Genomic DNA, 2,640 nt, shown 5'->3' on the forward strand with positions numbered 1-2,640 from the left:
GGCCGTGGTCGCGTTCGGCGGGTACTGCACCCCGGTCACCGCCCGCGCGATCACCCGGCCTACCCTTGCGCCCATGACGCGACGACTTGCGGAAGTGGCCAGGAAGGTCGGGGTCAGCGAGGCCACCGTCAGCCGGGTGCTCAACGGCAAACCCGGGGTCTCCGACGCGACCCGGCAGGCGGTGCTGACGGCTCTCGACGTGCTCGGCTACGAGCGTCCCACCCAGCTGCGCGGCGAACGCGCCCGGCTCGTCGGTCTCGTCCTGCCCGAGCTGCAGAACCCCATCTTCCCGGCGTTCGCCGAGGTCATCGGCGGCGCCCTGGCCCAGCTCGGGCTGACCCCGGTGCTGTGCACCCAGACGAAGGGCGGGGTCTCGGAGGCGGACTACGTCGAGCTGCTGCTCCAGCAGCAGGTCTCCGGCGTCGTGTTCGCCGGCGGCCTGTACGCCCAGGCCGACGCGCCGCACGACCACTACCGGCGGCTCGCCGCGCGCAACATCCCGGTCGTCCTGGTCAACGCGGCCATCGAACACCTGGGCTTCCCGGGCGTGTCCTGCGACGACGCCGTGGCCGTCGAGCAGGCCTGGCGGCACCTGGCCTCCCTCGGCCACGAGCGCGTCGGCCTGCTCCTCGGCCCCGGCGACCACGTCCCCTCGGCCCGCAAACTCGCCGCCGCCCGGGCCGTCGCCGGCGACCTGCCGGAGGAGTTCGTCGCGCGGGCCATCTTCTCCATCGAGGGCGGGCACGCCGCCGCGTCCCGGCTGATCGACCGGGGTGTCACCGGCATCATCTGCGCCTCCGACCCGCTGGCCCTCGGCGCCGTCCGGGCGGCCCGCCGCAAGGGGTACGACGTCCCGGGCCGGGTCTCCGTCGTGGGTTACGACGACTCGGCGTTCATGAACTGCACCGAACCCCCGCTGACCACCGTCCGACAGCCCATCGAGGCCATGGGACGTGCGGCGGTGGAGCTGCTGAACGCGCAGATCGGGGGCACCGCCGTACCCGCCGAGGAGCTGCTGTTCGAGCCGGAACTGGTGGTGCGCGGCTCCACCGCGCAAGCGCCGCGCGACTGACCCATCGGAAGATCCGACTCACTGTCGAATAATTACAGATCCTACGCGACATCTTGCGGACGGATGTCGGCGGTGCTTGAGTGTGCGGCGCCCACCGCTCCTGCCACGAGTGTCATGAGGGGTCCACCGATGAGACACACCGGGTTCCGCCGTACCGTCGTCGCGATCGGCGTCTGTTCCTCCCTCGCCCTCGCCGCCACCGCCTGCGGCTCCGGTGCCGGCGGCGCGGCGAGCGGCAAGACACGGATCACCGTCAACTGCGAGCCGCCCAAGAGCGCCAAGGCCGACCGCGCCTTCTTCGAGGAGGACACCGCCGCCTTCGAAGGGGCCCATCCGGACATCGACGTCGTCGCCCACGACGCCTTCCCCTGCCAGGACCCGAAGACCTTCGACGCCAAACTCGCCGGCGGCCAGATGGAGGACGTGTTCTACACGTACTTCACCGACGTCCGGCACGTCGTGGACCTGGGCCAGGCCGCCGACCTCACCCCGTACCTGAGGGAACTGAAGAGCTACGACAGCATCCAGAAGCAGCTGCGGGACATCTACACCGTCGACGGGAAGGTCTACGGCATCCCGCGCACCGGATACTCCATGGGGCTGATCTACAACCGCGCCCTGTTCCGCGAGGCCGGGCTGGACCCCGACCGGCCCCCGGCGACCTGGGACGAGGTCCGCGCCGCCGCCCGGAAGATCGCCGCCCTAGGCGACGGCACGGTCGGCTACGCCGACTACAGCGCCCAGAACCAGGGCGGCTGGCACTTCACCGCCGAGCTGTACGCGCGAGGCGGCGACGTCGTCGGCGCCGACGGCAAGAAGGCCACCATCGACACCCCCGAGGGCCGCGCCGTGCTGCGCACCCTGCACGACATGCGGTGGAGCGACGACTCCATGGGCAGCAGACAGCTCCTCGTCATCAACGACGTGCAGCAGATGATGGGTTCGGGCAGACTCGGCATGTACCTCGCCGCCCCCGACAACATCCCGATCCTGGTCAAGGAGAAGGGCGGCGACTACCAGGACCTCGCCCTGGCCCCCATGCCGGGCGGCCACGCCACCCTCGCCGGCGGCGACGGCTACATGTTCCGCAAGCAGGCCACGCCCGCCCAGATCCGCGCCGGCCTGAAGTGGCTCGACCACATGTTCCTCACCCCGGGCAAGGGCTTCCTCGGCGACTACGCCCGCGCCAGGAAGCACGACGCCCCCGTCGGCCTGCCCGAACCGCGCCTGTTCACCGGCGCCGCCGACGCCACCGACCAGCGGGTCAAACAGGCCAACGCCAACGTCCCGGTGGAGAACTACCGGGCGTTCCTCGACGGCAACGGCAAGCTCCGGCTCAAGACCGAGCCACCGCACGCCCAGCAGATCTACTCCGTCCTCGACGGTGTCGTCTCCGCCGTCCTCACCAAGGAGGACGCCGACATCGACCGGCTCCTCGAGGAGGCGTCCGGCAAGATCGACAGCATTCTGGCCCGGGGCTGACCGCCATGACGAAGACGGCCGAGCGACGGACCGTCGCCCCTCCACTGGCCTGCGGGGATAGGGAATGGTGTCCATCGTGGTGAGGG

Annotated in this window: 2 protein-coding genes; both read left to right on the forward strand. The window is 70.9% G+C overall.

Features of this window, described 5'->3' with window-relative positions:
* Nucleotides 1-73: 73 nt before the first annotated feature.
* Nucleotides 74-1,072: a LacI family DNA-binding transcriptional regulator gene (locus tag H5J33_RS30535; protein WP_181798012.1), complete on the forward strand. Its 999-nt coding sequence runs from the start codon at nt 74-76 to the stop codon at nt 1,070-1,072.
* 129 nt (nt 1,073-1,201) lie between these two features.
* Nucleotides 1,202-2,554, forward strand: coding sequence for an ABC transporter substrate-binding protein (locus H5J33_RS30540; protein ID WP_181798013.1), 1,353 nt, complete (start codon nt 1,202-1,204; stop codon nt 2,552-2,554).
* The last annotated feature ends 86 nt before the right edge of the window (nt 2,555-2,640 follow it).

This window comes from Streptomyces sp. WELS2, assembly GCF_013870595.1.
In the GTDB taxonomy this organism is placed as follows: domain Bacteria; phylum Actinomycetota; class Actinomycetes; order Streptomycetales; family Streptomycetaceae; genus Streptomyces.